Origin of the sequence: Cupriavidus sp. YR651 (genome assembly GCF_900101625.1) — a bacterium.
GTDB lineage: Bacteria > Pseudomonadota > Gammaproteobacteria > Burkholderiales > Burkholderiaceae > Cupriavidus.
This window is the reverse complement of record NZ_FMYZ01000001.1, coordinates 684,452-710,942: the sequence shown is the minus strand read 5'-3', so window position 1 is coordinate 710,942 and position 26,491 is coordinate 684,452. Positions and strand designations below refer to the sequence as shown.

The window sequence follows — 26,491 nt, the reverse complement described above, 5'->3', positions numbered from 1 at the left end:
GGGTTGTCGCCACATGAAAAAAGGGACGGCATGGCCGTCCCTTCGTCTTGCGGAATCGCCACGGGATGACGGCCGTGGAAGCCGCCATCCCGTGTGTCCGGGCAAGTTACTGCTGTTGTTGCTGTGCCGCTTCGCGTTGCTGGCCACCGGTTTCCACCAGGATCATCGGACCCTGGGGCAGCGGCGGCAGCGGCTTGCGCTCGCGCAGCACGCGCGGAGCCGGTGCGATGCGGGCAGCGGCTTCCTGGGCCGCACGGTGCTTGTCGCTGTCCGTCTGGACCCACTGGAGGCCCGCAGAGGACAGCATCGGTTCCAGTGCCGCCTCGCTCAGCGAAGCGGTGGCGGGTGCAGCAACCGGGGTGGGGACCGGGGTCACCACCGGGGCCGGCGCGCTGGCCACGGGAGCCGGCGCGACGTCAGGCGTGACAATCACAGGTTCCGGAATGGCCGGTGCAGCGGCCACGGGCGCCGGTGCTTCCACCGCCGGTGCAGCCGGTGCGGTGTAGGCCGGAGCCGGCGGCACCACCGGCGCTGCCGGCGGCTGGCTGACGGCGGCAAAGACCGGCTCGGCTGCCGGGGCCGGTGCGACTGGCTCGGCGTACGATGCCGGCTCCACGCGGGCGACAACCGTTTCGACACGTTCCGCGACCTCGGCCACGGCAACCGTTACCGGCTGTGCGGCTGCGGGCTGCGGAGCCTGAGTCACCGGCGTGGCGGCAGCTTGTGCCACTTCGGATTCGTACTCGGACTCGGTCACGCCCGCGCTGACTTCCGCCAGGTTGGCATCGTTCGCTTCAGGCGTTTCGCCTTCGGTGCCCTGCACGCCATCCTCGCGTTCGCGGCGATAGCGGTTGCGGCCACGGCGATTGCGGCGGCGGCGCTCCTCGCCTTCGCCTGCCTCGCCGGCCATGGCTTCCACGCCTTCCGGCAGTTCACCGGTAGCCGTCACAGCCACTTGCGCAGCCGGAGCAGCCTGTGCAGCCTCGAACGCGGTTTGCGGGGCAACGTCGGCGTTCAGCGTTTCGTCAGTCTCGCGGGATTCGCTACGCTCACGCTGGCGTTCGCGCTGACGCTCGCGACGTTCCTGGTTGCGTTCGCGACGGTTCTCCTGGCGGCCTTCGGTGCGCTCGCCCTGGGCGGCGTCCGCTTGGCGGGCGATGGCCGGGGTGGCCTGAGCGTCGCGCGGGGCGCGAGCCGGGCGCTCGCCACGTTCGCCACGTTGCTCACCGCGCTGTTCGCCACGCTGTTCGCCACGCTGCTCGGCGCGTTCGCCGCGTTGCTCGCGCTCACCACGCTCGCCGCGCTGGCCACGGCCCTGGCGTTCGCCGCGCTCTGCACGCTCGCCGCGTTGCTCGCGGTCACCACGCTCACCGCGCTCACCGCGCTCGGCACGATCACCACGGCCCTGGCCACGGCTGTCACCGCGTTGGCCACGCTCGCGGCGGCCTTCGCCGCGGGCTTGCGTCTCGGCGACCGGCTTGGCAGGTTCCGCCACCGGGGCGGCCGGCTTGGCGCCGAACAGGCCCTTCAGCCAGGCGATGAAACCGCCGCTGGCCACAGGTTGCGTGGCCGGGACCGGACGCGGTGCGGATTCCGGACGCGGGGCGCGCTCGGGACGCGGCACCGACACGGGCGCCGGCTGCTCCGGAGTGATGCCCTTGACGGCGGCTTCCTGGCGCGGACGTGCGTCTTCCTTCTTGCGGCTGCTGTAGCTGGTGTCGGCCTCCAGTTCCTTGGCGGCGGCCTCGGCCATGCGGTAGCTCGCGGTGGATTCCTCCAGGCGCGGGTCGTCGTGGCGCAGGCGCTCCAGCTTGTAATGCGGGGTCTCGAGGTGCTTGTTCGGGATCAGCAGTACGTTGACCTTGAAGCGCAACTCGATCAGGTTGATTTCCTGGCGCTTCTCGTTCAGCAGGAAAGCAGCCACTTCCACCGGCACCTGGCAGTGGATGGCGGCCGTGTTTTCCTTCATCGCCTCTTCCTGGATGATGCGCAGCACCTGCAGGGCGGACGATTCGGTATCGCGGATGTGACCCGTGCCATTGCAGCGCGGGCAGGTGATATGCGAGCCCTCGGACAGCGACGGACGCAGGCGCTGGCGCGACAGCTCCATCAAGCCGAAGCGGCTGATCTTGCCCATCTGCACGCGGGCGCGGTCGTGGCGCAGGGCGTCTTTCAGGCGCGTTTCCACGTCCTTCTGGGCCTTGCCGGACTCCATGTCGATGAAGTCGATCACGATCAGGCCGCCGAGGTCGCGCAGGCGAAGCTGGCGGGCGATTTCGTCTGCCGCTTCCAGGTTCGTGCGCAGCGCCGTTTCCTCGATGTCCGCACCCTTGGTGGCGCGGGCCGAGTTCACGTCGACCGAAACCAGGGCTTCCGTGTGGTCGATCACGATGGCGCCGCCGGACGGCAGCATCACCATGCGGGAATAAGCCGATTCGATCTGGTGCTCGATCTGGAACCGCGAGAACAGGGGCACGTCGTCCCGGTACTTCTTCACGCGGCTCATGTTGTCGGGCATGACCACGCTCATGAAGGCGCGGGCCTGCTCGTAGATCTCGTCGGTATCGATCAGGATTTCGCCGATATCGGGCTGGAAGTAGTCGCGGATGGCGCGGATGACCAGGCTCGATTCCAGGTAGATCAGCAGCGGGGCCTTGTTGTCGCCGGCGGCGCCGTCGATGGCCTTCCACAGTTGCAGCAGGTAGTTCAGGTCCCACTGCAGTTCCTCGGCCGCGCGGCCGATGCCGGCGGTGCGGGCGATGATGCTCATGCCCTCGGGCACGCTCAGCTGCGCCATGGTTTCGCGCAGTTCCTGGCGGTCCTCACCCTCGATGCGGCGCGACACGCCACCGCCACGCGGGTTGTTGGGCATCAGCACCAGGTAACGGCCGGCCAGCGAGATGAACGTGGTCAGGGCGGCGCCCTTGTTGCCGCGTTCTTCCTTTTCCACCTGGACGATCAGTTCCTGGCCTTCGTGCAGGGCGTCCTGGATGCGTGCATTGCGCACGTCCACGCCGTCCTTGAAGAAGGCGCGGGCAACTTCCTTGAATGGCAGGAAGCCGTGGCGCTCTTCGCCGTAATTGACGAAGCAGGCTTCCAGGGAGGGCTCGATCCGGGTGATGACGCCCTTGTAGATGTTGCCTTTGCGCTGTTCGCGCCCGGCAGTTTCGATGTCGATGTCGATCAGTTTCTGACCATCGACGATCGCGACGCGCAATTCCTCCTGTTGCGTCGCGTTGAACAGCATGCGTTTCATCGCAATACCTCACTCCTGTGTCGCGGATGGCACCTATGGGCGGTGCCCGCGACGATCCATGGAGCACGCGAGGAAATAGAGCGAGGGCGGGAGAATTGCCGGAGTCGCCGGCGCGCAAAACGTCGCAGCCGGCAGGGCGCGGGTGAAAGAGAGAGGCTGTCGGCGTCGTGGCGTCCGCTGGGTCGGAGAGAGCGCCGTGGCACTGCTCCTGATACAGCGACTTGCGGCGGATGCCCGGCAGCCGGAGGCGATGCGCCATGAAGTCCAATGCCTGCGGCACTGGCTTTCCGCGCATCGCGGCCGGCCGGGATGGCCAAGACGCGTCAAAGAGCAAGTTTTCGGACGCGGCACGCGTGGCCTTTTGCCATCCTGATCTGTCTCCTGGCGGCGCACCGCTGCTTCTTGGAGTTCTGCGACCGGGCGCCGGTAAATACGACAAGCCGATAATGCAGATCAGGTGGCAGGCTCGCCTGCCGGCCGGCACCGATTCCCGGTGCGGGCGGTCTTCTCTCACCGATGCGGATGCCGGTAGGGCATCCACATTGAATTCTGTTCTACCTGAACACTCAGTTTCCACGTGCCCGCCGTCTTTCGCCGAAGCCGCCTATGGGCGACTTCCTGCGCGCCGGCGCGGCGCGTGCGTGCTGCTGATTACCGCTATTTGCCCGTCTGGCGCCTGCGGGGTACGCAAAATGCGGGAGACGGGCCGGGTTGGCGGCAACCCGAAGTGTAAAATGCGAGATCTCGCGCGGATACTGGTGGGAATACCCAAGGGTGCCCGACTGGAAACCTTCCGAAAGTCATGCATGTCGGACAGGGCCCGCGCCAAAAAACGCTTACACAGGTCTTGCGCTGCCGGTCTTTGGCCGGAACAGCCGGGAAATTATATTGAAAATGAATGAGTTACGCCATCAAATTGAAAAGGAGCCGCGTTCCACCCCGGGCGCGCTCCAGGTGGCGTATGTGACCATCGATGAAAGCGCGGAAGGTCAGCGTATCGACAATTTCCTGCTCAAGGTCGCCAAGGGGGTGCCCAAGAGTCATATTTATCGCGTATTGAGGTCGGGTGAAGTCCGGGTCAACAAGGGCCGGATCGACGCCACCTACCGCCTTCAGTGCGGCGATGTGGTGCGCATTCCGCCCATGCGAGTGGCGGAAAAGGCATCTCCGGATGCTGGCGGCGCTTATGTGCCGTCCGCGGAATTTCCGATCCTGTTCGAGGACGCGCATCTCCTGGTGATCGACAAGCCTGCGGGCGTGGCCGTCCACGGCGGTTCGGGCGTGGCATTCGGGGTGATCGAGCAGTTACGGCGCGCACGTCCCGATGCAAAGTTCCTGGAACTGGTCCACCGGCTGGACCGGGAAACATCCGGCATCCTGGTGCTCGCCAAGAAGCGATCCGCGCTGGTGCATCTGCATGAGCAGATTCGGGGCAGCGACATGGACAAGCGGTATTTCGCCTGCGTGGCAGGTGAATTCCCCAATGCCCGCCAGCACGTAAAACTCTCGCTATATAAATACAGCACGCCGGACGGCGAGCGCCGGGTCCGGGTGCAGGCGGATGGGCTGCCTTCGCACACCGTGTTCAACCGGGTAGAGGCCTTCGAGGGCTATACGTTGCTGGAAGCCGAGCTCAAGACCGGTCGTACCCATCAGATCCGCGTGCATTTGCAGGCATCGGGCTTTCCGATTGTCGGTGACGAGAAGTATGGCGATTTCGCGCTCAACAAGTCGCTATCGCGCAGCAACGCGCGGCCGGGCATCAAGCGGATGTTCCTGCACGCGCACCGTCTGACGTTCATCCATCCCGCCACGGGCGAGCCGATCACGGTCTCGGCGCCGCTCCCCGCCGATTGTGTTGAATTTCTGCAACAATTGCGGCAGGCCCGCGCCGCGCCCTGAAGCGCGCGCATCGGGCAACCCGCCACACTTTCTGCATCGAACAAGGACCTCAATGGGCAGGCAGCGCTTCGACCTGATCGTCTTCGACTGGGATGGAACCCTCATGGATTCCACCCCGACCATCGCCAAATGCATCCAGCTGGCCAGCCGCGACCTGGGGCTGCCGGTGCCGGACGACAGCGCCGCCAGCCATGTGATCGGACTGGGGCTGAAGGATGCGTTGTCCTACGCCGTGCCGACGCTCGACCCGGCCGACTACCAGCGTCTGGCCGAGCGCTATCGCTTCCACTTCCTGACCCGCGACGCCGATCTGGTGTTGTTCCCCGGCGTGCCCGAGATGCTCGAATCCCTGCACGCGGAGCACTATTTCCTGGGGGTGGCCACCGGCAAGACCCGGGTGGGGCTCGAGCGTGCGTTGGCGGCCACCGGGCTCGGCAAGCTGTTCGATGCCACGCGCTGTGCCGACGAGACGTTTTCCAAACCGCATCCGGCGATGCTGCACGAACTGACGCGCGAGCTCGGGCAGGACATTTCCCGAACGGTGATGGTCGGCGATACCACGCATGACCTGCAGATGGCCGTCAACGCGGGCGCCCAGGGCCTCGGCGTGTGCTATGGCGCGCATCCGGCCGATGCGCTGCGCGCGATGGCGCCGGTGCATTGCGCGACGTCGATTGCCGATCTGCAAGAGTGGTTACTCACGCATGCCTGAATCCAGCCTGGAGCCGCGGCGCTTGTGCGGCGCTGACGAACTTGCCGATGGTGGCGCGGGAGTGCGATTCACCGTCAAGGTCGAAGCGCGCGAGATCGGTGCCTTTGTGGTGCGTTACGACGGCGCCGCCCATGCCTATCTGAACCAGTGCGCGCATGTGCCGATGGAGCTCGACTGGCAGGAAGGGCATTTTTTCGATAGCACGGGCCTATACTTGATGTGCGCGACACATGGCGCGACGTATGCGCCTGACACCGGCCTTTGCGTGGGCGGCCCTTGCCGGGGCGCCGCGCTGGTCAAGCTCCGGACCGAAGAACGCGAGGGCGCCGTCTATTGGCTCCCCGAACCGCCTTTTTACCCGCCCGAGGCCACCTGAGCCTCGCGGGGCTTCCGTCTGACTTTACCGAGTCCGATTTTCACCGAGTCCAATTGCATGACAGAACAGCAAAAACCGCCGGTCGAACCGGGTTTTCCTAACGATGCGGACGCACCGGGCGCCGGCCCCGGAGACGCCCATCGGCTGGAGACCGCGCGCCAGGCGGACTACCCGCTCGAGCATGAACTCAAGGCGGGCGATGATGCTGCCCGGCGTGAGGGTGACGAACGCCAGGCGCGCATGGCGGGCAAAGGTGGCAAGGCCCCGGTAGGCGGCAGCGCCACTGGCGGCTGGGAGCGCGACGTCCTGGAAAAGGTGCTGATGGCCACGCTGCGCGAGCAGCGTGCCGCGCGGCGCTGGAAGATCTTCTTCCGCTTCCTTGGCCTGGGCATCCTCGCGCTGATCCTGTTGGCGGTGTTCGACTTCAAGGGCGACGGCCTGACCAGCACATCGGGCCGGCATACCGCCATGGTGTCGCTCGAGGGCGAGATCGCGGCGGGAACGCCGGCCAGTGCGGAATCGATCAATGCCTCGCTGCAGGCGGCATTCGCCGATACCAATGCGGCTGGCGTCATCCTCAAGATCAACTCGCCGGGTGGCTCTCCGGTGCAGGCGGGCATCATCAACGATGAGATCCATCGTCTGCGCACGCTCTATCCGAACAAGCCGTTTTATGTCGTGGTGGAGGAGATCTGCGCATCCGGCGGTTACTACGTGGCGGCCGCGGCGGACAAGATCTACGTCGACAAGGCCAGCATCGTGGGTTCGATCGGTGTACTGATGGATGGATTCGGCTTTACCGGCCTGATGGACAAGATCGGCGTGGAGCGGCGTCTGTACACGTCGGGCGCCAACAAGGGCATGCTCGATCCGTTTTCGCCGCAGGTTCCGCGCCAGAAGGTCTACGCCGAGACCATGCTCAAGGAAATCCATCAGCAGTTCATCAACGTGGTCAAGGAAGGTCGCGGCGACCGTCTGAAGAGCGATCCGGAATTGTTCTCCGGCCTGTTCTGGTCTGGCGAGCGCGCCGTGCAACTTGGGCTGGCCGATGGTGTTGGCAGCGCGGACTACGTGGCACGGGACTTGTTCAAGGCCGAGGACATCGTCGACTACACGGTCAAGGAAAACATCGCCGAACGCGTGGCCAAGCGCTTTGGTGCGGCAATGGGCTCGGCGGCGATGAAGACGATGTTGATGGGCACGAGTATCCAGCCGATGCGGTAGGGATCGCGGATGTGATGTGAAAAAGGGGACGCGCCGTGCGTCCCCTTTGCTTTTCTCTTCCCTTGGTGCGGAGCCTGCGGGTGGCGCGGGTCAGCTGGCCAGCAGCGAGAAGATGGCCGGTCGCTTGTGCAGATCCAGCCGGTCCGGCCGCCACGCCGAGAGCGGCAGCGTGACGATCGTCTCGGTGGGCAGCGTCAGATCGACGGCGATCGACAGCAGGGTCGATCCGGCGCAATGCTGTCGCAGTGCTTCCAGCAGTGCGCCATTGCGGTAGGGGGTTTCGATCCAGACTTGTGTCTGGTGCGCCTTGCGCGAGCGGGCTTCCAGTTCGCGCAGCTTTTGCGCGCGCGCGTCGGCATCGACGGGCAGGTAGCCATTGAACGCAAAGCTCTGGCCGTTCAGGCCTGAGCCCATGACCGCCAGCAGGATTGAGCTCGGACCAACCAGCGGGCGCACGGTAACGCCGCGCGCGTGGGCCAGTCGCACGAGGTCCGCGCCCGGGTCTGCCACGGCCGGCACGCCGGCTTCCGACAGCAGGCCACCATCGCGCCCCTCTGCAATCGGATCGAGCAGGGCGGCCAGCGCTTCGGCTCGCGTATTCACATTCAGTTCGCGGATTTCGATCTGCTGGATCGGGTGCGCCAGCGCGCTGGTTTCATTCAGCTTCTTCAGAAAGGCGCGCGCCGTCTTGGCGTTTTCGGCTACCAGGTAGTCGAGTTGTGCGGCGATCTGCTGGACGCCGGCCGGAATGACGTCGGGCAGCGGGTCGAATGCATCGCGCTTGCCCAGCGTGTTCGGGATCAGGAAAAGGGTGCCGGTCATGGCTCAGGCTCCAAATAGCGGATAGCCGGCCGCGCGCAGCATGCCGGTCAGCGCAATCAGCGGCAGGCCGATCAACGCCGTCGGATCGTCGGATTCCACCCGGGCCAGCAGCGCGATGCCCAGGCCCTCGGCCTTGGCGCTCCCGGCGCAGTCGTAAGGCGTTTCCAGCCGCAGATAGGTGTCGAGTTCCGCGTCGGACAGGTCGCGGAAAGTGGCGTGGGTTTGCACGTCCGCCACTTGGGCCTGCCCCGTGCGGCCGTCCAGGAGGCACAGGGCGGAATGAAATGTGACGGTACGGCCGCGCATCTGACGCAGTTGCGCCATCGCTTTCTCGTGGTTGCCAGGCTTGCCAATCTGCGTGCCATCGAGCGTGCAGACCTGGTCTGAGCCGATCACCAGTGCGCCCGGGTGTCGCGCGGCGATCGCTTCCGCTTTCAGGCGGGACAGTCGGAGCGCGGTGGCCTCGGGGGCTTCGCCGGGAAGTGGCGTTTCGTCAATGTCCGGGGTGGCGACCTCAAAAGGCAGGCGCAGGCGCGCCAGCAGTTCGCGCCGGTAGGGGGAGCTTGAGCCCAGGATCAGGGGAGGGCGGGCATCGGGGGAAGACATATCAGTCACTGGGCAAAAAGAACAAAGGATGCGGCGGGCGCTGCATATCTGTGTGGGAATTCGCTGTGCAAGGTCGATGCAGGGTCGGTATACTTTGACCGCTTCAAAGATTTCGTCGTAAAATCGCGCGTTTAGCCGCTCGGGCACGTTCGTGCCTCGCGCCGGGCCGGGTTCCCTCAAGGGTCTGGCCGGCAGGCGAATCCAGCCTCGTCAGCGTGGATCGTCTTCAGATGCGGCAAACAAGGCATATTTCCAGCGTCAGCCCTACATGAGTCAGCCGACCCAGTCTGCGGCGTCCGCCGTGGCATTCGATCTGCGCGAAACGGATCTCTTCGCCTTCTGCCGCAAAGGCGGCAACGTGACGGGAGAGGTCGTGACGCGCGATTTGCCGCGCATCTTAGCCGAGACGGCGGAAGATGCGCCAGCGTCGGCGCCGGAGGAAACCTTCCGGTACATGCTCGCGGGCTTTGTGCGCGAGGAGGCGGTGGAGCCCGGCGAGCCGGTGTCCAAACGGATGTTCCTGGACGTGACGGTCAATGGACGGGTCTGGCTGGATTGCCAGCGGTGCCTCCAGGTGTATCCGGAGCCGATCGCCACGAAGATGCGCTTCGAGGTCATGATGAGCGAGGAAGCGGCTGACGAGGCGCCGATGGATGATGATGAACTCGACGTGATCGTGGGTTCGAAGAAGTTTTCGGCGCTGGATCTGATTGAAGACGAGGTGCTGTTGGCGTTGCCGTCGGCGCCGAAGCATGCGGTCTGCCCGGCAGTGCACGAGTCACTCGTGACCGGCACGGACGGCGAGGTGGAGCCCGAGGCGCCACCTGAAGAAGAAAAGCGGCCATCGCCCTTCGCGGCGCTGGCCAGCCTGAAGACGAAGCATTGACGCCACTTATGCGTACGGTGCCAGCGTCTTACTGGTAGCAGGTCAAGTACCCGGCCGGGCCCCGGCTACGCCTTGTGCAGGGTGCGTGTGTTAATATCGTAAAATTCTCGAAGGAGTCATCATGGCAGTTCAACAGAACAAGAAGTCGCCGTCCAAGCGCGGCATGCATCGTTCGCACGACCACCTGACGGTCGCACCTCTGGCCGTCGAGCCGACCACGGGCGAAGCCCACCTGCGTCACCACGTGAGCCCGAACGGCTACTATCGTGGTCGCAAGGTCATCAAGACCAAGAACGACTGACCAGGTCGTCTGGCGTGACCCTGTGTCTCGCTCGCGCACGTTGTCAGGTGTAAAACAGGAAAGCGGCAAGCTCGTTGCCGCTTTTTTGTTGGGCGCTCGGCGCCCGCACGGCAGCGTATCCGCGTGTCCGGCTGGTTGCGTCCCCGCGAACCGATGCGGTGGGTGCCGGCGCGCTTTCCGTATTTGGAAACAATGACGATCAAGCTCGCTATCGACTGCATGGGCGGCGATCACGGTGTATCCGTGACCGTGCCGGCGGCGATCAGTTTTCTTTCCCGTCACGACGATGCCGAGATGATTCTGGTCGGCTTGCCCGACGCCATCGGCGCGCAGCTCAAGAAGCTGCATGCGGTGGATCATCCGCGCGTCACCGTTGTGGCGGCGACCGAGGTCATCACCATGGATGACCCGGTGGAAGTGGCGCTGCGTAAGAAGAAGGATTCCTCGATGCGCGTGGCCGTCACGCAAATCAAGGAAGGCAAGGCCGACGCATGCATCTCCGCCGGTAATACCGGTGCGCTGATGGCGGTGTCGCGCTACGTGCTGAAGACGCTCGAGGGCATCGAGCGGCCGGCCATTGCCACCACCATTCCCAATGAGCAGGGCTGGGGCACCACGGTGCTCGACCTGGGCGCCAATGCCGACTGCGAACCCGGGCACCTGTTGCAGTTTGCCCGCATGGCCGAGGCCATGGTGTCCGTTGTGGACCACAAGGACCATCCTTCGGTAGGCCTGCTCAACATCGGCGAGGAAGTCATCAAGGGCAACGAGGTGGTCAAGGCCGCCGGCGAGCTGCTGCGCGCTTCCGAACTCAACTTCTACGGCAACGTGGAAGGCAACGACATCTTCAAGGGCACGACGGATATCGTCGTCTGCGACGGCTTCGTCGGCAATGTGGCGCTCAAGAGCACCGAGGGCCTGGCCAAGATGATCGGCAGCATGATCAAGGAAGAGTTCACGCGTTCCTGGTTCACCAAGCTATTGGCCGGCGTGGCCATGCCCGTGCTGTCGCGCCTGGCGCGCCGGCTGGACCCCGCACGGTACAACGGCGCATCCCTCCTGGGTCTGCGCGGGCTGGTGATCAAAAGCCATGGTTCGGCCGATGCCCACTCTTTTGAATGGGCGATCAAACGCGGGTATGATGCGGCCAGTAATGGCGTCATTGAACGCATAGCAAGGGCCTTTGCCAACAAGTCCGGTGCCGCAGGCGCCGCGACTGGCGGCCCGGAGACAGACGCACCGGACCCACATCCCGACACACGTGCCGCCTGAGGCCCAGATGCCACGCCCGCGTGGCGGGGCCTGCCGATGCGCCCGCGCCCGGGCGACCTGGTGAGCATCTAGATCCGACACTACATGACCAAGTACGCAAAAATCATCGGTACGGGGAGCTTCCTGCCTCCGCGGCGCGTCACCAATCACGAACTGGCTGCGCAGCTCGCGGAAAAGGGCATCGAAACCAGCGACGAGTGGATCGTGTCGCGTAGCGGCATCTCGGCGCGTCACTGGGCGGAGCCCGATGTCACCGCCAGCGACCTGGCCGTCAAGGCTGCCGAGCAGGCAATTTCCGCGGCCGGCATCAACCGCCAGGATATCGACCTGATCATCGTCGCCACCTCCACGCCGGACTTCGTGTTCCCGAGTACGGCGTGCCTGGTGCAGACCAAGCTAGGCATCACCAACAACTGCGCGGCATTCGACTTGCAGGCTGTGTGTTCGGGCTTTGTCTACGCGCTCGCCACGGCGGACAAGTTCATCCGCAGCGGTTCGCACAAGAACGTGCTGGTGATCGGCACGGAAGTCTTCTCCCGCATTCTCGATTTCAACGACCGCACGACGTGCGTGCTGTTTGGCGATGGCGCCGGAGCCGTGGTTCTGTCGGCATCAGACGAGCCGGGCATCCTGTCGTCGGCCATGCATTCGGATGGCAGCCACGTCGGCATCCTTTGCGTACCGGGCAATGTGTCCGGTGGCGCCATCACGGGCAATGCGTTCCTGCACATGGATGGCCAGGCGGTGTTCAAGCTCGCCGTGACTGTGCTGGACAAGGTTGCCCGCGAAGCGATGGCGGCTGCGGAAGTGCAGTCGGACGAGATCGATTGGCTGATTCCCCATCAGGCCAACATCCGCATCATGCAGGGCACGGCCAAGAAGCTCGGTCTGTCCGGCGACCGCATGGTGGCCACGGTGCACGAGCACGGCAATACGTCGGCTGCGTCCATCCCGCTGGCGCTGGACGTGGCGGTTCGCGACGGCCGCATCAAGCCGGGTCAGACGGTGCTGATGGAAGGTGTCGGCGGCGGCTTTACCTGGGGCGCGGTGCTGCTGCGCATGTAATATGCGGCCGGCGCGGCGCGCTTCGGTGCGCGGCGCGAGTCGACAGTATGGTTCTCTAGGATTGGATTTCCGATGAAATTCGCATTCGTATTCCCCGGTCAGGGGTCTCAATCGGTCGGCATGCTTAACGCGTTTGCCGACAATCCCGTCGTGCGTGCCACGCTGGAGGAAGCCTCCACCGCGCTCGGCCAGGATATCGGCCGCCTGATCGCGGAAGGCCCGGCAGAAGAACTCAACCTCACCACCAACACCCAGCCCGTGATGCTGACGGCTGCGGTGGCCGTGTACCGTGCCTGGCTTGACGCCGGCGGCCCGGCCCCGGCACTGGTGGCGGGCCACAGCCTGGGCGAATACTCGGCGCTGGTGGCCGCGGGCGTCATCCCGTTTGCCGACGCGGTACCGCTGGTGCGCTTCCGTGCTCAGGCCATGCAGGAAGCCGTGCCGGTAGGTGAGGGTGGCATGGCCGCCATCCTTGGTCTGTCCGACGACGATGTGCGCGCCGCGTGCGCCGAGGCCTCGGCCGCTGGCGTGGTGGAAGCGGTCAACTTCAACGCGCCGTCGCAGGTCGTGATTGCCGGCCACAAGGCCGCAGTGGAGCGTGCTTGCGAGATCGCCAAGGCCAAGGGGGCCAAGCGCGCGCTGCCGCTGCCGGTTTCGGCGCCTTTCCACTCGTCTCTGCTCAAGCCCGCATCGGATCGTTTGAAGGAGCGCATGGCTGGCCTGGTGTTCTCGGCGCCGGCCATTCCGCTGGTCAACAACGTTGACGTCGCCATCGCCAACGATCCTGCGCAGATCAAGGATGCGCTGGTCCGCCAGGCCGCCGCGCCGGTGCGCTGGGTGGAAGGCGTGCAGAAGATGGCTGCGGAAGGTGTGACGCACGTCATCGAATGCGGCCCAGGCAAAGTGCTGGCCGGCATGACCAAGCGCATCGACGGCAATCTCGTCGGTGGCGCGATTTTTGATCCCGCATCGCTGCAAGACACGCTGGCGCTGCTGAAGTAAGCGAAGGAATATCGCAACATGAGCAAGACTCTGGAAAATCAGGTTGCGCTGGTGACTGGCGCCTCGCGCGGTATCGGCCGCGCCATCGCACTGGAACTGGCCCGTCAGGGCGCCACGGTGATCGGTACCGCTACCAGCGAATCGGGTGCGGCCGCCATTGGCGAATACCTGTCGGCGGAAGGCCTGAAGGGTAACGGCGTGGTGCTGAACGTGAACGACGCCGCGCGCTGCGAGGCCGTGGTCGACGAAATCGTGAAGACTCACGGCGGATTGGGCGTGCTGGTGAACAATGCCGGCATCACGCAGGACCAGTTGGCCATGCGCATGAAGGATGATGACTGGATGTCGGTCATCGACACGAACCTGACGGCCGTCTTCCGACTGTCGCGCGCCGTGCTGCGCCCGATGATGAAGGCGCGCGGTGGTCGTATCATCAACATCACCTCGGTGGTCGGGTCGACCGGCAACCCCGGCCAGATGAACTATGCGGCCGCCAAGGCTGGTGTGGAAGGCATGGCCCGTGCGCTGGCGCGCGAGATCGGCAGCCGCAACGTCACTGTGAACAGTGTGGCACCGGGCTTCATCGACACCGACATGACCAAGGCGCTGTCTGAAGAGCAGCATGCGGCACTCAAGACCCAGATTCCGCTGGGTCGCCTGGGCCAGCCGGAAGACATCGCGAATGCGGTGGCGTTCCTGGCGAGTCCGCAGGCCGCCTATATCACGGGCACCACGCTGCATGTGAACGGCGGCATGTACATGAACTGATTGCCTTTCCCGGTTTCGGTTTCGAGGGAGAAGCCGAAAGAAGCCGGGCGAAGTAGTTGTTTTTGAAACCAAACGGGCGCGATTCTTGCAATGGACTGCAGGCGGATGTTTTGTGGTCCAAACCTGCTAAAATGCGCCCACTTTTTGTCGAACTTCCCTGGAGGGTTACATGGACAATATCGAACAACGCGTCAAGAAAATCGTGGCTGAACAGCTTGGCGTGGCCGAGGCAGACATCAAGAACGAATCGTCGTTCGTGAACGATCTCGGCGCAGACTCGCTGGACACGGTTGAACTCGTGATGGCGTTGGAAGATGAATTCGGCATGGAAATTCCCGATGAGGAAGCCGAAAAGATCACGACCGTGCAGCAGGCAATCGACTACGCCACCGCGCACGTCAAGGCCTAAGCCGTCGTCTTCGTATTCCGAGCCACAGAAGGCGCATGGGCGGGGCCGTCACGGTCCTGTCATGCTGTTTTCTGTGGCTTTCGTCTGTTCGAAGAAGCAGAATCGGAATGATCTCAACCCATACCGTTGCCTTACGGCACGATCGGCGAGATCCTGAATCAATCCAATTCCGCTTCACGCACTCGTAGGGAAAAATAGTGAGCCGTCGTCGCGTCGTCGTCACCGGGCTTGGCCTCGTGTCCCCGGTCGGAAACACGGTTACCGAAGGCTGGGCCAACCTGGTCGCCGGGAAGTCCGGTATTGCCACCATCACCAAATTCGATCACTCCGCGCTGGCCGTGCATTTTGCCGGCGAAGTGAAGGGCTTTAACGCCGAGGATTACATTCCGGCGAAGGAAGCCCGCCATATGGATACGTTTATCCATTTCGGCATCGCCGCAGGTTCGCAGGCCCTGAAGGATAGCGGGCTGGAAATCAACGAAACCAACGCCGATCGCATCGGCGTGCTGGTCGGCTCCGGCATCGGCGGCCTGCCGATGATCGAAGATACGCAGATGGAACTGGCCAACCGCGGCCCGCGCCGGATCTCGCCGTTCTTCGTGCCGGGATCGATCATCAATATGATTTCCGGGCACCTGTCGATTATTCACGGCTTGAAGGGCCCGAATCTGGCCGCCGTGACGGCCTGCACGACCGGCCTGCACAGTATTGGCCTGGCTGCTCGCCTGATTCAGGCCGGCGATGCCGACGCCATGCTGGCCGGCGGGGCGGAGTCCACGGTGTCGCCGCTGGGTATTGGCGGGTTTGCCGCCGCCCGTGCGCTGTCCACCCGCAACGACGACCCCGCTGCGGCGTCGCGTCCGTGGGACAAGGATCGCGATGGCTTCGTGCTGGGCGAAGGTGCTGGCGTGATGATGCTGGAAGAGTATGAGTCGGCGAAGGCCCGCGGTGCACGCATCTACGCCGAACTGATTGGCTTCGGCATGAGCGGGGACGCGTTCCACATGACCGCCCCGAGCACGGACGGTCCACGCCGCTGCATGGTCGCCGCGCTGAAGGACGCAGCCGTCAATCCTGACGAAGTTAGCTACCTGAACGCGCACGGTACGTCTACGCCCCTGGGCGACAAGAACGAATCCGATGCCATCAAGCTCGCGTTTGGCGATAGCGCCTACAAGATGGTGGTCAATTCGACGAAGTCGATGACGGGTCACCTCTTGGGCGGCGCTGGCGGCCTGGAGTCAGTGTTCACGGTGCTGGCGATCCACAACCAAGTGTCGCCACCGACTATCAACATCTTCAACCAGGACCCCGAATGCGACCTGGATTACGTGGCCAATACGGCGCGTGAAATGAAGATTGATGTCGCTGTGAAAAACAACTTCGGTTTTGGCGGCACGAACGGCACGCTTGTCTTCCGTCGCATCTGATTTCGCGCAAGCTGTCGCGCATGGGCGCAGCCTTTTCGGCTCACGCCACCCCGGGGCCCGTCCGATGCGATGGGCCCTGGTTCTGTTTTGCCTCCCCGATTTTCATGCGCCGGTCTCGTATGCAGCATCCGTCCTGCGGACCCGGGGGCTGGATGGGGTTGCACGCAGGTGCAACCAATATCAATAACCCTGGAACCAATGGGAGCACCTGCGGTCACAGAATGCGCTTCGCGATACTCGGTTGCGCCGGAATCGTAGGTAAAATACAACGTTTGTCGTGACGACGAAACCAAGAGATACACTGCAGGTGAACCATTCGTGAGCGAGCGCGAAGCCGATCAGCTTCTAGTTGAACGCGTCCAGCAGGGCGACAAGCGAGCCTTTGAATTGCTGGTGGCCAAGTACCACCGCAAGATCATCCGGCTCATTTCGCGCCTTGTCCGGGACTCCGCCGAAGTGGAGGATGTGGCGCAGGATGCCTTTATCAAGGCATACCGGGCCCTGCCCCAGTTCCGGGGGGAATCCGCGTTCTATACATGGCTGTACCGGATCGCCGTCAACACCGCAAAGAACTACCTGGCGACCCAGGGCCGCCGGCCGGAAGCGTCCAGCGATATCGATGCCGAAGAGGCTGAAACTTTTGCAGACGGCGAGCAACTAAGGGATATCAATACGCCGGAGTCCATGCTCCACACGCGCCAGGTGGCCGAGACGGTCAACCGTGCGATGGAAGCGCTTCCGGAGGAATTACGCACTGCCATCACGCTGCGCGAGATTGAAGGCCTCAGCTATGAGGAGATCGCGGAGGCGATGGGGTGTCCGATCGGAACAGTGCGCTCGAGAATCTTCAGGGCGCGTGAGGCGATCGCGGAAAAATTGCGACCTCTGCTGGGAACGGCAGAGGGTAAGCGGTGGTAGTTCAGAATGTCGTGCGGCCAGCGTTGCAGCCTATTCCTGCATCGATAAACGACAGCGGTAGTGACGGGATTTATCGGTGTTCAATGGAATTTCTTGGGGTTGGAAATGGGTCAGGCTCATAAGCAGTCGGTTCATGTAGTGGAAGCATCGGAGCAAATCTCCGTATTGATGGACGGCGAGCTGGCGCCGAATGAAGTGGACGCAGTGCTGGGTCTCGCGAAGAGCGATGCGGGCATGTCCGACTGGACCATGTATCAACTGATCGGTGACACGCTGCGTTCGGAAGAACTGACGCACGCTGGTTCGACCGACGCTTTCCTTTCCCGCTTTTCCGCCCGCCTCGAGGTTGAGCCTCATGTGCTGGTACCCGCCGTTGCCGCGGCTGGCCGTCAGCGCATGCTGGTCCGCCCATCATGGGTACGACGCGTGATGCCGGGCACGGCGATCGCTGCTGCCGTCGCTGCGGTGAGCTGGGTCGTGGTGCCGCAAATGCGCGGCCCGAACGATATCGGCGCCCCTGACGCCGTGGTGGCTCGCGTGGAACAACCCGCAGCGCCGGTCAAATCCGGTGCCATCATGGCTGTCGCCGCGGACAGCGCCCAGATGATTCGCGATCCCCGTCTCGACGAATACCTGCGCGCGCACCGCACGTCGGTTGCAACGGACGCCTTTGTGCCGACCATGCGCACGGTGGCCAACGGTGCAAACTTCACTCAGGACAATTCGCAGGAATAATGCCGGACATGCATAAAGGACGGTCGTCCGCCAACGTAGCGGGCGTACACAGAAAGAAGGGCCTGCGCAGGTCCTTTTTTCTGGCCTTATGTCTGACCGCTGCCGCCGCCACTGCGCAGCCGTCTGACAATACGCTGAACCGACGGGACGCCACGGCGTGGCTCAACAAGATCCACCGTGCGGCCCAGCGCGAGAACTATGTCGGCACGCTGATTTACCAGCGCGGCAGTGTCATGCATGCGTCGCGTATCCAGCATTACAGCGATCTCGTACAGAACGAGTACGAGCGCCTGGAAACGCTGGACGGCAAGCCGCGCGAAGTTCTGCGCCAGAACGACGTCGTACACAGCTTGATCCCCGAAGCCAAGCTGGTGGTGGTGGAAAAGCAGGAGGCCAAGGATCGTTTCCCGGCGCTGCTGGCCACCAACAAGAGCGATGTGCTCGATCTCTACGACATGCGCAAGCTGCCCGCCGAGCGCGTGGCTGGCGTGGAATGCGAAGTCTTTGGCCTGGAGCCGCATGACAATGCCCGCTATGCGGTGCGCCTGTGGGCCGACAAGAATTCCGGGCTACTGATGCGCGCGCAGACGATCGGCGAGGGTGGCAAGGTGCTGGAGCAGGTTGCGTTCTCGCAGGTCGATATCGGCGTGCCATCCGACAAGCAGCGCATCCTTAGCGCGATCAAGGGTGCCAGCTCGTGGAATCACTACGAGGTTACCTACCAGCCGGCCAATATCGCCGACGAGGGATGGACCATTAATTCATCTCTCAAGGGCTTCCAGAAGATCCGCGAAGTTCGCCGACCACTTGGGGAGCTGCGTGCGCCGGCACAAGGTAACAACAAGGGTGGCCAGGTCTTCGAAGTGCTCCAGGTCGTCTATAGCGATGGCCTGACCGGGTTGTCGATCTTCATCGAGCCCGTATCCGAACAACGCGCCCGCCGTGAAGGCGTAGCTTCGCTCGGCGCCACGCAAGTTGTGGTGCGACGCGTGGCCGACTACTGGATCACGGTGGTCGGCGAAGTGCCGGCCGCCACGGTCAGGCAGTTCGCCGCGGGCGTGGAGTATCGCCCTCCCAAGGCGGTACACTGAGGAAACCGCGTGTGGCGGCACGGGGCAGAGCGCGCCGTGCCGAAGCCACCTGGCAGTTCCGCTTCCCAGGCGCCCTGATGCGCCGCGAAGCTTACGTTTCTCGCTGATCTCCCGGGAGTTGTCGATGATTTCCAGATCCCCAGCCCTGGTGCGAGCCGTGGTCATGACCGCCATGCTCGTACTGGGTCCGGCTATGTCCGAACTGGGCCATGCCCAGGCGGCAGCCTCGAACTACAACCTTCCAGACTTCACCGACCTGGTCGAGAAGGCGAGCCCGGCCGTGGTCAACATCCGCACGACCGAGCGGGTGCGCGCACGCGGCAACGGCACGCCGGACGACGATGAGATGGCTGAGTTCTTCCGCCGTTTCTTCGGGGTTCCTATGCCCGGTGCGCCGACACCGCCCCGCCGTGGCCAGCCGCCACAAGGTGAGGAGCAGAGTCGTGGCGTGGGCTCCGGCTTCATCATCAGCCAGGACGGCTATGTGATGACCAACGCTCACGTGGTGGCCGACGCGGAAACCATCTATGTGACCCTGCCGGACAAGCGTGAATTCAAGGCGAAGCTGATTGGCTCGGACAAGCGCACCGATGTGGCGCTGATCAAAATCGAGGCTACCAATCTGCCGCGCCTGCCGCTGGGCGATTCGGACAAGATCCGTCCGGGGGAATGGGTGCTGGCTATCGGCTCGCCGTTCGGGCTCGACAACAGCGTGACCGCGGGGATTGTCTCGGCAAAGGGTCGCGATACCGGCGACTACCTGCCGTTCATCCAGACTGACGTGGCGGTCAACCCCGGCAACTCGGGCGGCCCGCTCATCAATTTGCGCGGCGAAGTCATCGGCATCAACTCGCAGATTTACAGCCGTAGCGGCGGCTACATGGGCATCTCGTTCGCAATTCCGATCGACGAGGCCATGCGCGTGTCCGAGCAGCTGAAGACCGCTGGCAAGGTTACACGCGGTCGCATCGCCGTGGCGATTGGCGATGTCACCAAGGAAGTGGCCGATTCGCTCGGCTTGGGCCGTGCACGCGGCGCCCTGGTGGGCAGCGTGGAGCCAGGCGGGCCGGCGGAAAAGGCTGGGATCGAGGCGGGCGACATCATCCTGAAGTTCAACGGCCGCGATATCGAGAAGGCGTCGGATCTGCCGCGCATGGTGGGCGACACCAAGCCTGGTACGCGAGTGCCGCTGCAGTTGTGGCGCAAGGGCCAGGCGCGCGACGTGTCGATTACTGTCGCCGAGCTGGAGCCGGACGCCAAGGCCGTGGCGCGTCGCGGCGACAAGCGTGGCGGCAGCGCGGATGAGGCAGCACCGGCGGCCAAGCCAAACTCGCTAGGCCTGATCGTCAACGATCTTTCCGAAACACGCCTGAAGGAGCTGAAGGTCAAGTCGGGTGTGGAGGTGGAGTCGGCGGATGGCTCGGCGGCGCGCGCCGGCATTCGCCCTGGCGACATCATCCTGCGCCTGGGCGATACTGATGTGACGGGTGCCCGGCAGTTCAACGAACTGGTCAAGGGGCTGGACAAGAACAAGATGGCTGCGGTTTTTGTCCGTCGTGGCGACGCCACCCAGGTGCTGACGCTGCGCCCGAGTCAGGCTCGCTAAGGCAAGGCGCAGGAGCCTTTCGGGAAAATCATCGCGCCGGAGCCCATCCGGCGCGATTTGTCTTTCGGGGCGGGTGATCCAGGCGGCATCTCCCGCGTCATCTGGTCGCCGCCCTCACGCAACGACCGACACCATTTCCCGCGCCGGAAGTCATTGAAAATCCGGTAAAATCGCGGATTGGCACGAGCTTCGCGCCCCACCATTTTTAGCTCCCGCGCCCCCTGACTCACCGGCGCGCCGGGCTTCCTTGAGCACTAGATGGACCATATCCGTAATTTCTCGATCATTGCCCACATTGACCATGGGAAATCGACCCTGGCCGACCGAATCATTCAGCGCTGTGGTGGGCTATCCGATCGCGAGATGGAAGCACAGGTGCTCGACTCGATGGACATCGAGAAGGAGCGTGGTATCACCATCAAGGCCCAGACGGCCGCGCTGAGCTACAAGGCCCGCGATGGCCAGGTCTACAACCTGAACCTGATCGACACCCCGGGACACGTGGACTTCAGCTACGAAGTCAGCCGGTCGCTGTCTGCGTGCGAGGGTGCGCTGCTGGTGGTGGATGCATCCCAGGGCGTGGAAGCCCAGACCGTGGCCAACTGCTACACCGCCATCGAGCTTGGCGTGGAAGTGGTGCCCGTGCTGAACAAGATCGACCTGCCGCAGGCGGACCCCGCCAACGCGATCCAGGAGATCGAGGATGTGATCGGCATCGATGCACAGGATGCCACGCCGTGCTCGGCCAAGACCGGGCAAGGCGTGGAAGACGTCATCGAGGCGCTGATCGCGAAGGTGCCGCCGCCCAAGGGCACTCCGGACGCTCCGCTGCAGGCCCTGATTATCGACTCGTGGTTCGACAACTACGTGGGCGTGGTGATGCTCGTACGTGTGGTCAACGGTACCCTGCGCCCGAAGGACAAGATCCTGCTGATGGCCACCGGCGCCCAGCACCTGGTGGAGCAGGTCGGTGTGTTCTCGCCCAAGTCGATCCAGCGCGAGTCGCTGGCGGCAGGAGAGGTGGGCTTCGTCATCGCCGGCATCAAGGAACTGAAGGCCGCCAAGGTGGGCGATACGATCACCACCACCACGCGCAAGGCCGAGGCGCCGCTGCCGGGCTTCAAGGAAGTCAAGCCGCAGGTGTTCGCGGGGCTGTATCCCGTGGAGGCCAACCAGTATGAAGCGCTGCGGGAATCGCTGGAAAAGCTGCGGCTGAACGATGCCGCGCTGCAGTTCGAGCCGGAAGTTTCGCAGGCGCTGGGCTTCGGCTTCCGCTGCGGCTTCCTGGGGCTCCTGCACATGGAAATCGTGCAGGAGCGACTGGAGCGCGAATTCGACATGGACCTGATTACCACCGCTCCGACGGTGGTCTACCAGGTCCAGTTGCGTGACGGGACCGTGATAACGGTGGAAAATCCGGCCAAGATGCCCGATCCGAGCAAGATCGAGGCGATCCTGGAGCCGATCGTCACGGTGAACCTGTACATGCCGCAGGATTATGTTGGCTCGGTGATCACGCTGTGTACGCAAAAACGTGGTTCGCAGATCAACATGAGCTACCACGGCAAGCAGGTACAACTCACGTATGAAATTCCGATGGCGGAGATCGTGCTCGACTTCTTCGATCGCCTGAAGTCGGTGTCGCGCGGCTACGCGTCGATGGACTACGAGTTCAAGGAATATCGCCCCTCGGATGTGGTCAAGGTGGACATTCTGATCAACAGCGACAAGGTCGATGCGCTGTCCGTAATCGTGCACCGTTCGAACTCGCAATATCGCGGGCGCGAGGTGGCGGCCAAGATGCGCGAAATCATTCCGCGCCAGATGTATGACGTGGCTATTCAGGCGGCCATCGGCTCGAACATCATCGCGCGGGAGAACGTGAAGGCGCTGCGCAAGAACGTGCTGGCCAAGTGCTACGGCGGGGATATCTCGCGGAAGAAGAAGCTGCTGGAAAAGCAGAAGGCGGGCAAGAAGCGCATGAAGCAGGTGGGCACCGTGGAAATTCCGCAAGAGGCATTCCTGGCCATCCTGCAGGTGGACGACAAGTAAGCGCGGGTCCGGCAACAACAAAACATCGACAACACTCCAAGCCGTCATGAATTTTGCACTGATCCTTTTTGTGCTGGTGGTCATTACGGGCATTGCCTGGGTCGCGGACAAGCTGGTCTTCGAGCGCCAGCGCCGCAGCGTGGCGCAATTGGCGCTTGCCGAGTTCGACGCGCGCCGCGCCGACATGCAGTCGATGCACGGTGCCGCCGAGCTGGACAACTCGCGTGCCCGGCTGGCGGAAGAGAAACTGCGCCAGCCATGGTGGCTTGAGTATTCGGCCAGCTTCTTCCCGGTGATCCTGGCGGTGTTCGTGCTCCGGTCGTTCGTGGTGGAGCCGTTCAAGATCCCGTCCGGCTCGATGATCCCGACGCTTCTGATCGGCGACTTCATCCTGGTGAACAAGTATGACTACGGCATCCGCTTGCCGGTGGTGAACAAGAAGATCATCAACATGGGCGAGCCGCAGCGCGGCGATGTCATGGTCTTCCGTTATCCGAAAGACGAATCGCTGGACTACATCAAGCGCGTCATTGGCGTGCCGGGCGATGTGGTGAGCTACGAGAACAAGAAGCTGACGGTGAACGGCAAGCCGGCGGAATACAGCGCGCTGCCGGATTACCTGGATGAAGAGCGCCTGGCGTACTCGAAGCATTTCACCGAGAAGCTGCCCAGCGGTCCGGAGCATGGCATCCTGAATGACGCCGACCGGCCGGCTTTCGTGGCTGGCGCGGATCCGGATTTTCCGTTCCGCGAGAACTGCACTTACAATCAGCAGGGGCTGACGTGTAAAGTGCCGGAAGGTCACTATTTCGTCATGGGTGACAACCGTGACAACAGCCTCGATTCCCGGTACTGGGGCTTCGTGCCAGACACAAATGTGGTCGGCAGGGCGTTCCTGATCTGGATGAATCTGGGTAACTTCGGACGCGTGGGATCGTTCAAATAACAATCCGGCGGTCTCGCGCGGCGCAAATACACTCTAAAAATTGAGGGAAGCGCAACATGGGTCAATGGTTTTTGGGAAGCAGGGGGAATGTCCGCGTTGATGTGAGGCGTAGGTCACGCGGCTTTTCTTTGGGGTCATTGCTGATCGTCATCGTCATCGTCATTGCGGTGGTCTTGCCGGGGCTGAAATCGATTCCGAGTGTGTTGGAGTATTTCTCGGTCAAGCGGGCGATCAACTATGCGAAGGACCGATCGAACAACCGCAATGAAGTGGCCGCCAATTTCAACAGACAAGCCCAGATTGACCGTATCGAGGCAGTCAAGGGCGAGGATCTGAATGTGATCGAAGACGAGAGCGGCAGGATCCGTAATATTGGCTTTGAATACCGGACCGAGATCCCTGTCTATGGTCCACTGAGCTTTTTGATTACCTATTCGGGAACGCAGTAACGACATGACCCTCGACGCCTTGCAGCAACGTCTCGGCTACCGATTCAGCAAGCCCGAATTGCTGCAGCAGGCGCTCACGCATCGCAGCCACAGCGCACAGCACAACGAGCGCCTGGAATTCCTGGGCGACTCCGTACTGAACTGTGCCGTCGCCGACATGCTGTTCAACATGTTCGGCAAGCTGGACGAGGGCGACCTGTCCCGCGTACGCGCCAACCTGGTCAAGCAGCAGGCGCTGTACGAAATTGCCCAGATGCTGCAATTGTCCGACGCGCTGCGCCTGGGTGAAGGTGAGCTCAAGAGCGGCGGTTTCCGCCGTCCGTCGATTCTGGCGGACGCGCTGGAAGCCATCGTTGGCGCCGTGTTCCTCGACGCCGGCTTCGATGCCGCGCGGGCGCTGATCCGCAAGCTGTATATCCCGATTCTGGAGCAGGTGGACCCGCGCACGCTGGGCAAGGACGCCAAGACGCTGCTCCAGGAGTATCTCCAGGGCCACAAGATTGCCCTGCCGCAGTACAACGTCATCGCCACCCACGGTGCCGCACACAGCCAGCAGTTTGAAGTCGAGTGCACCGTGCCTAAACTGGAGGTGCGCGTGTTCGGCACCGGCGCCTCACGGCGTGCGGCCGAACAGGCGGCAGCCAAGCTCGCGCTCGATGAAGTTCAGAAGCTCGTACCCCAGTTGCTCAAGCGCAGCCGGGCCGAACGCACGGGCAAGACCCGCAAGCAGCCGGTGCCCCCGGATCCCCAGTTGTCTCTCAGGTTGAAGGAATGACCGATTCTCTCCCCCCGCAGCAGGTTGCGGCGGAACCGTCTGATGCCCCGGCTTTTCGCTGCGGCACGGTGGCCATCGTTGGCCGCCCCAATGTCGGCAAGTCCACGCTGATGAACGCGCTGGTCGGCCAGAAGATCAGCATCACCTCCCGCAAGGCGCAGACCACGCGCCACCGGATCGTCGGCATCCAGACCACGGATGACGCGCAGTTCGTGTTTGTCGATACCCCGGGTTTTCAGACCCGCCATGCCAGTGCGCTCAACCGTTCGCTGAACCGGGCGGTCACGTCCACGCTGTCGTCGGTGGATGTTGTGCTGTTCGTCGTGGAGGCTGGCTATGTTGGCGCCGATGACGAGCGCGTGCTCTCGCTGCTACCGAAGAATGTGCCGGTGCTGTTGGTGACCAACAAGCTGGATCGCCTCGGGGAGAATCGCTCGGAGGTGATGATGCCTTTTCTGGAGAAGGTGGGGCAGATGTTCCCCTTCCGGGAAGTGGTGCCGATGTCGGCCAAGACGCGCGACCACATCACGCGGCTGCTGGCCATCATCCGCCCCTACTTGTTGGAAGGCGAGCCGATGTACGACGCCGATGCGATGACCGATCGCAGCGAGCGGTTCCTGGCGTCGGAAATCATTCGCGAGAAGGTGTTCCGCTGGACCGGCGACGAGCTGCCATATACGAGCACCGTGGTCATCGACAAGTTCGAGACCGAAGGCCGGCTGCGCCGCGTCTTTGCGACGATTCTGGTGGAACGCGACGCACACAAGGCGATGATCATCGGCAACAAGGGTAGCAAGCTCAAGCAGATCTCCACCGAGGCACGCCTCGACATGGAGAAGCTGTTCGACGGCAAGGTCTACCTGGAGATGTGGATCAAGGTCAAGAGCGGCTGGGCCGATAACGAAGCCGGACTGCGTGCCTACGGCTACGAGTGAGCAAGATGCCTGACGTGCGTCGCGGCGGGGCCGGTGGCCCTGGCAAGACCGCGCCATCTGCCACCGTCGCGCGCCGTGCCGACGCACCGCGCGCGCGTAGTGCCGATCCCATCGCGGAAGAGGCCGCGGAACTCCTCGAATCCCAGTCCGTGCCCGGCCTGAGTCCCGCGGTAGCCGCCGGGCGCGAGATGATGGACCGCGCCATGCGCATTGTTCCAGCTCGTACGGAACTGCGCGTGGCCAACGAGGCCGGTTTTGTCCTGCATGCGTATCCCTATCGCGAAACCAGCCTGATCCTGGATGTTTTCACGCGTGATCACGGTCGCATGGCGATGGTGGCGAAAGGCGCCAAGCGTCCGCATTCGGCACTGCGCGCGGTGCTGCAGCACTTCCACCCGATTTCCCTGTCCTGGACCGGTCGCGGCGAGGTCAAGACGCTGACCAAGGCCGAATACGTCGGCGGTGTGCTGCCGCTGTCCGGCGACGCGTTGCTTTCTGGCTTCTATCTGAACGAGCTCTTGCTGCGTTTCTGTCCGCGCGAGGACGCTCATCCCGCCCTGTTCCGGCATTACATGATCACGCTGACCCGGTTAGCCCATGGCGAATCGGCAAGCCTGGTGCTGCGCAGTTTCGAACGCGTGCTGCTGCAGGAGACCGGCTTCGCGGTGGCATTCGACCAGTGCACTGGATCCGGCGAGCGCGTTCAGCCCGGACTCGATTATGTCTATCAGCCTGAGCGCGGCGTGCGCCGGGCTCACGCGAGCGATCCGTCGAGCTGGCCGGTGATTTCGGGCCAGACGCTGCTGGACATGGGACAGGACGATTATTCGCGCGCGCAGACGGCGGCGCAAAGTCGTGCCCTGATGCGGTTCCTGCTGCATTATTATTTGCAGGGTGCGCCGCTGAAGACGCGGCAGATCCTGATTGACCTGCAGTACCTCTGATTCCTGACG

At 63.4% G+C, this 26,491-nt stretch carries 25 protein-coding genes; 22 read left to right on the top strand and 3 right to left on the bottom strand.

Annotated features, from left to right (window positions below):
• Window positions 1-106 precede the first annotated feature (106 nt).
• Window positions 107-3,256 carry an Rne/Rng family ribonuclease gene (locus BLR29_RS03165; protein ID WP_092134535.1) on the bottom strand — a complete coding sequence of 1,050 codons (3,150 nt, stop codon included), beginning with the start codon at window positions 3,254-3,256 and terminating at the stop codon, window positions 107-109.
• Between the two features lie 894 nt (window positions 3,257-4,150).
• Here BLR29_RS03165 and BLR29_RS03160 point away from each other — a divergent pair.
• Genes BLR29_RS03160 through BLR29_RS03145 form a run of 4 tightly spaced genes read left to right on the top strand, consistent with a single transcriptional unit; the run spans window position 4,151 to window position 7,470 of the window.
• On the top strand, window positions 4,151-5,158 hold the full coding sequence (locus BLR29_RS03160) for an RluA family pseudouridine synthase (protein WP_092134533.1): 1,008 nt from the start codon (window positions 4,151-4,153) through the stop codon (window positions 5,156-5,158).
• A gap of 52 nt (window positions 5,159-5,210) precedes the next feature.
• Window positions 5,211-5,870 (top strand): HAD-IA family hydrolase, encoded by a 660-nt coding sequence (locus BLR29_RS03155; protein ID WP_092134532.1) that lies wholly within the window; start codon window positions 5,211-5,213, stop codon window positions 5,868-5,870.
• A complete protein-coding gene (locus tag BLR29_RS03150; protein ID WP_092134530.1) occupies window positions 5,863-6,246 on the top strand; it encodes a Rieske (2Fe-2S) protein in 384 nt (127 codons plus the stop codon). The genes BLR29_RS03155 and BLR29_RS03150 overlap by 8 nt, the downstream gene beginning before the upstream one ends.
• A 57-nt stretch (window positions 6,247-6,303) precedes the next feature.
• A complete protein-coding gene (locus tag BLR29_RS03145; protein ID WP_092134529.1) occupies window positions 6,304-7,470 on the top strand; it encodes a S49 family peptidase in 1,167 nt (388 codons plus the stop codon).
• 90 nt (window positions 7,471-7,560) lie between these two features.
• Here the strand turns inward: BLR29_RS03145 and BLR29_RS03140 are convergent, their stop codons facing one another.
• Both BLR29_RS03140 and BLR29_RS03135 read right to left on the bottom strand, forming a co-directional pair.
• Window positions 7,561-8,292: an SAM-dependent methyltransferase gene (locus tag BLR29_RS03140; protein WP_092134527.1), complete on the bottom strand. Its 732-nt coding sequence runs from the start codon at window positions 8,290-8,292 to the stop codon at window positions 7,561-7,563.
• A gap of 3 nt (window positions 8,293-8,295) precedes the next feature.
• Window positions 8,296-8,898 (bottom strand): Maf-like protein, encoded by a 603-nt coding sequence (locus tag BLR29_RS03135; protein ID WP_092134526.1) that lies wholly within the window; start codon window positions 8,896-8,898, stop codon window positions 8,296-8,298.
• A gap of 268 nt (window positions 8,899-9,166) precedes the next feature.
• Between BLR29_RS03135 and BLR29_RS03130 the strand changes: the two genes are divergently transcribed.
• The 18 genes from BLR29_RS03130 (at window position 9,167) to recO (ending at window position 26,482) form a co-directional block, all read left to right on the top strand.
• Window positions 9,167-9,784, top strand: a complete 618-nt coding sequence (locus BLR29_RS03130) for a YceD family protein (protein WP_092134524.1) — start codon at window positions 9,167-9,169, stop codon at window positions 9,782-9,784.
• A gap of 121 nt (window positions 9,785-9,905) precedes the next feature.
• Entirely contained in the window at window positions 9,906-10,085 is a 180-nt protein-coding gene (gene rpmF, locus BLR29_RS03125) for a 50S ribosomal protein L32 (protein WP_092134523.1), read from the top strand.
• A gap of 192 nt (window positions 10,086-10,277) precedes the next feature.
• Complete coding sequence (gene plsX, locus BLR29_RS03120) at window positions 10,278-11,357, top strand: phosphate acyltransferase PlsX (protein WP_092134521.1); 1,080 nt, start codon at window positions 10,278-10,280, stop codon at window positions 11,355-11,357.
• 84 nt (window positions 11,358-11,441) lie between these two features.
• The gene (locus BLR29_RS03115; protein ID WP_092134520.1) at window positions 11,442-12,422 is read left to right on the top strand and encodes a beta-ketoacyl-ACP synthase III; all 981 of its coding nucleotides are present in this window, start codon (window positions 11,442-11,444) and stop codon (window positions 12,420-12,422) included.
• Window positions 12,423-12,494: 72 nt separating this feature from the next.
• A complete protein-coding gene (gene fabD, locus BLR29_RS03110; RefSeq protein ID WP_092134518.1) occupies window positions 12,495-13,424 on the top strand; it encodes an ACP S-malonyltransferase in 930 nt (309 codons plus the stop codon).
• An 18-nt stretch (window positions 13,425-13,442) separates the two neighbouring features.
• Entirely contained in the window at window positions 13,443-14,192 is a 750-nt protein-coding gene (gene fabG / locus BLR29_RS03105) for a 3-oxoacyl-ACP reductase FabG (protein WP_092134517.1), read from the top strand.
• A 169-nt stretch (window positions 14,193-14,361) separates the two neighbouring features.
• Entirely contained in the window at window positions 14,362-14,601 is a 240-nt protein-coding gene (gene acpP / locus BLR29_RS03100) for an acyl carrier protein (protein ID WP_008644813.1), read from the top strand.
• Between the two features lie 197 nt (window positions 14,602-14,798).
• A complete protein-coding gene (fabF, locus tag BLR29_RS03095; protein WP_092134515.1) occupies window positions 14,799-16,031 on the top strand; it encodes a beta-ketoacyl-ACP synthase II in 1,233 nt (410 codons plus the stop codon).
• A gap of 318 nt (window positions 16,032-16,349) precedes the next feature.
• Entirely contained in the window at window positions 16,350-16,949 is a 600-nt protein-coding gene (gene rpoE / locus BLR29_RS03090; RefSeq protein WP_017229336.1) for an RNA polymerase sigma factor RpoE, read from the top strand.
• Between the two features lie 105 nt (window positions 16,950-17,054).
• Entirely contained in the window at window positions 17,055-17,684 is a 630-nt protein-coding gene (locus tag BLR29_RS03085; RefSeq protein ID WP_092134514.1) for a sigma-E factor negative regulatory protein, read from the top strand.
• 8 nt (window positions 17,685-17,692) lie between these two features.
• Window positions 17,693-18,775, top strand: coding sequence for a MucB/RseB C-terminal domain-containing protein (locus BLR29_RS03080; protein ID WP_092135407.1), 1,083 nt, complete (start codon window positions 17,693-17,695; stop codon window positions 18,773-18,775).
• Window positions 18,776-18,899: 124 nt separating this feature from the next.
• Entirely contained in the window at window positions 18,900-20,381 is a 1,482-nt protein-coding gene (locus BLR29_RS03075) for a DegQ family serine endoprotease (RefSeq protein WP_092134512.1), read from the top strand.
• A gap of 258 nt (window positions 20,382-20,639) precedes the next feature.
• A complete protein-coding gene (gene lepA / locus BLR29_RS03070; RefSeq protein WP_092134511.1) occupies window positions 20,640-22,433 on the top strand; it encodes a translation elongation factor 4 in 1,794 nt (597 codons plus the stop codon).
• A 46-nt stretch (window positions 22,434-22,479) separates the two neighbouring features.
• On the top strand, window positions 22,480-23,379 hold the full coding sequence (lepB, locus tag BLR29_RS03065) for a signal peptidase I (RefSeq protein ID WP_092134509.1): 900 nt from the start codon (window positions 22,480-22,482) through the stop codon (window positions 23,377-23,379).
• Between the two features lie 56 nt (window positions 23,380-23,435).
• Window positions 23,436-23,828, top strand: coding sequence for a DUF4845 domain-containing protein (locus tag BLR29_RS03060; RefSeq protein ID WP_092134508.1), 393 nt, complete (start codon window positions 23,436-23,438; stop codon window positions 23,826-23,828).
• 4 nt (window positions 23,829-23,832) lie between these two features.
• Window positions 23,833-24,603, top strand: coding sequence for a ribonuclease III (gene rnc, locus BLR29_RS03055; protein ID WP_092134507.1), 771 nt, complete (start codon window positions 23,833-23,835; stop codon window positions 24,601-24,603).
• Window positions 24,600-25,538: a GTPase Era gene (gene era, locus BLR29_RS03050; protein WP_092134505.1), complete on the top strand. Its 939-nt coding sequence runs from the start codon at window positions 24,600-24,602 to the stop codon at window positions 25,536-25,538. Before rnc ends, era begins: the two co-directional genes overlap by 4 nt.
• A 5-nt stretch (window positions 25,539-25,543) precedes the next feature.
• Window positions 25,544-26,482 (top strand): DNA repair protein RecO, encoded by a 939-nt coding sequence (recO, locus tag BLR29_RS03045; RefSeq protein WP_255371070.1) that lies wholly within the window; start codon window positions 25,544-25,546, stop codon window positions 26,480-26,482.
• Window positions 26,483-26,491: the final 9 nt, after the last annotated feature.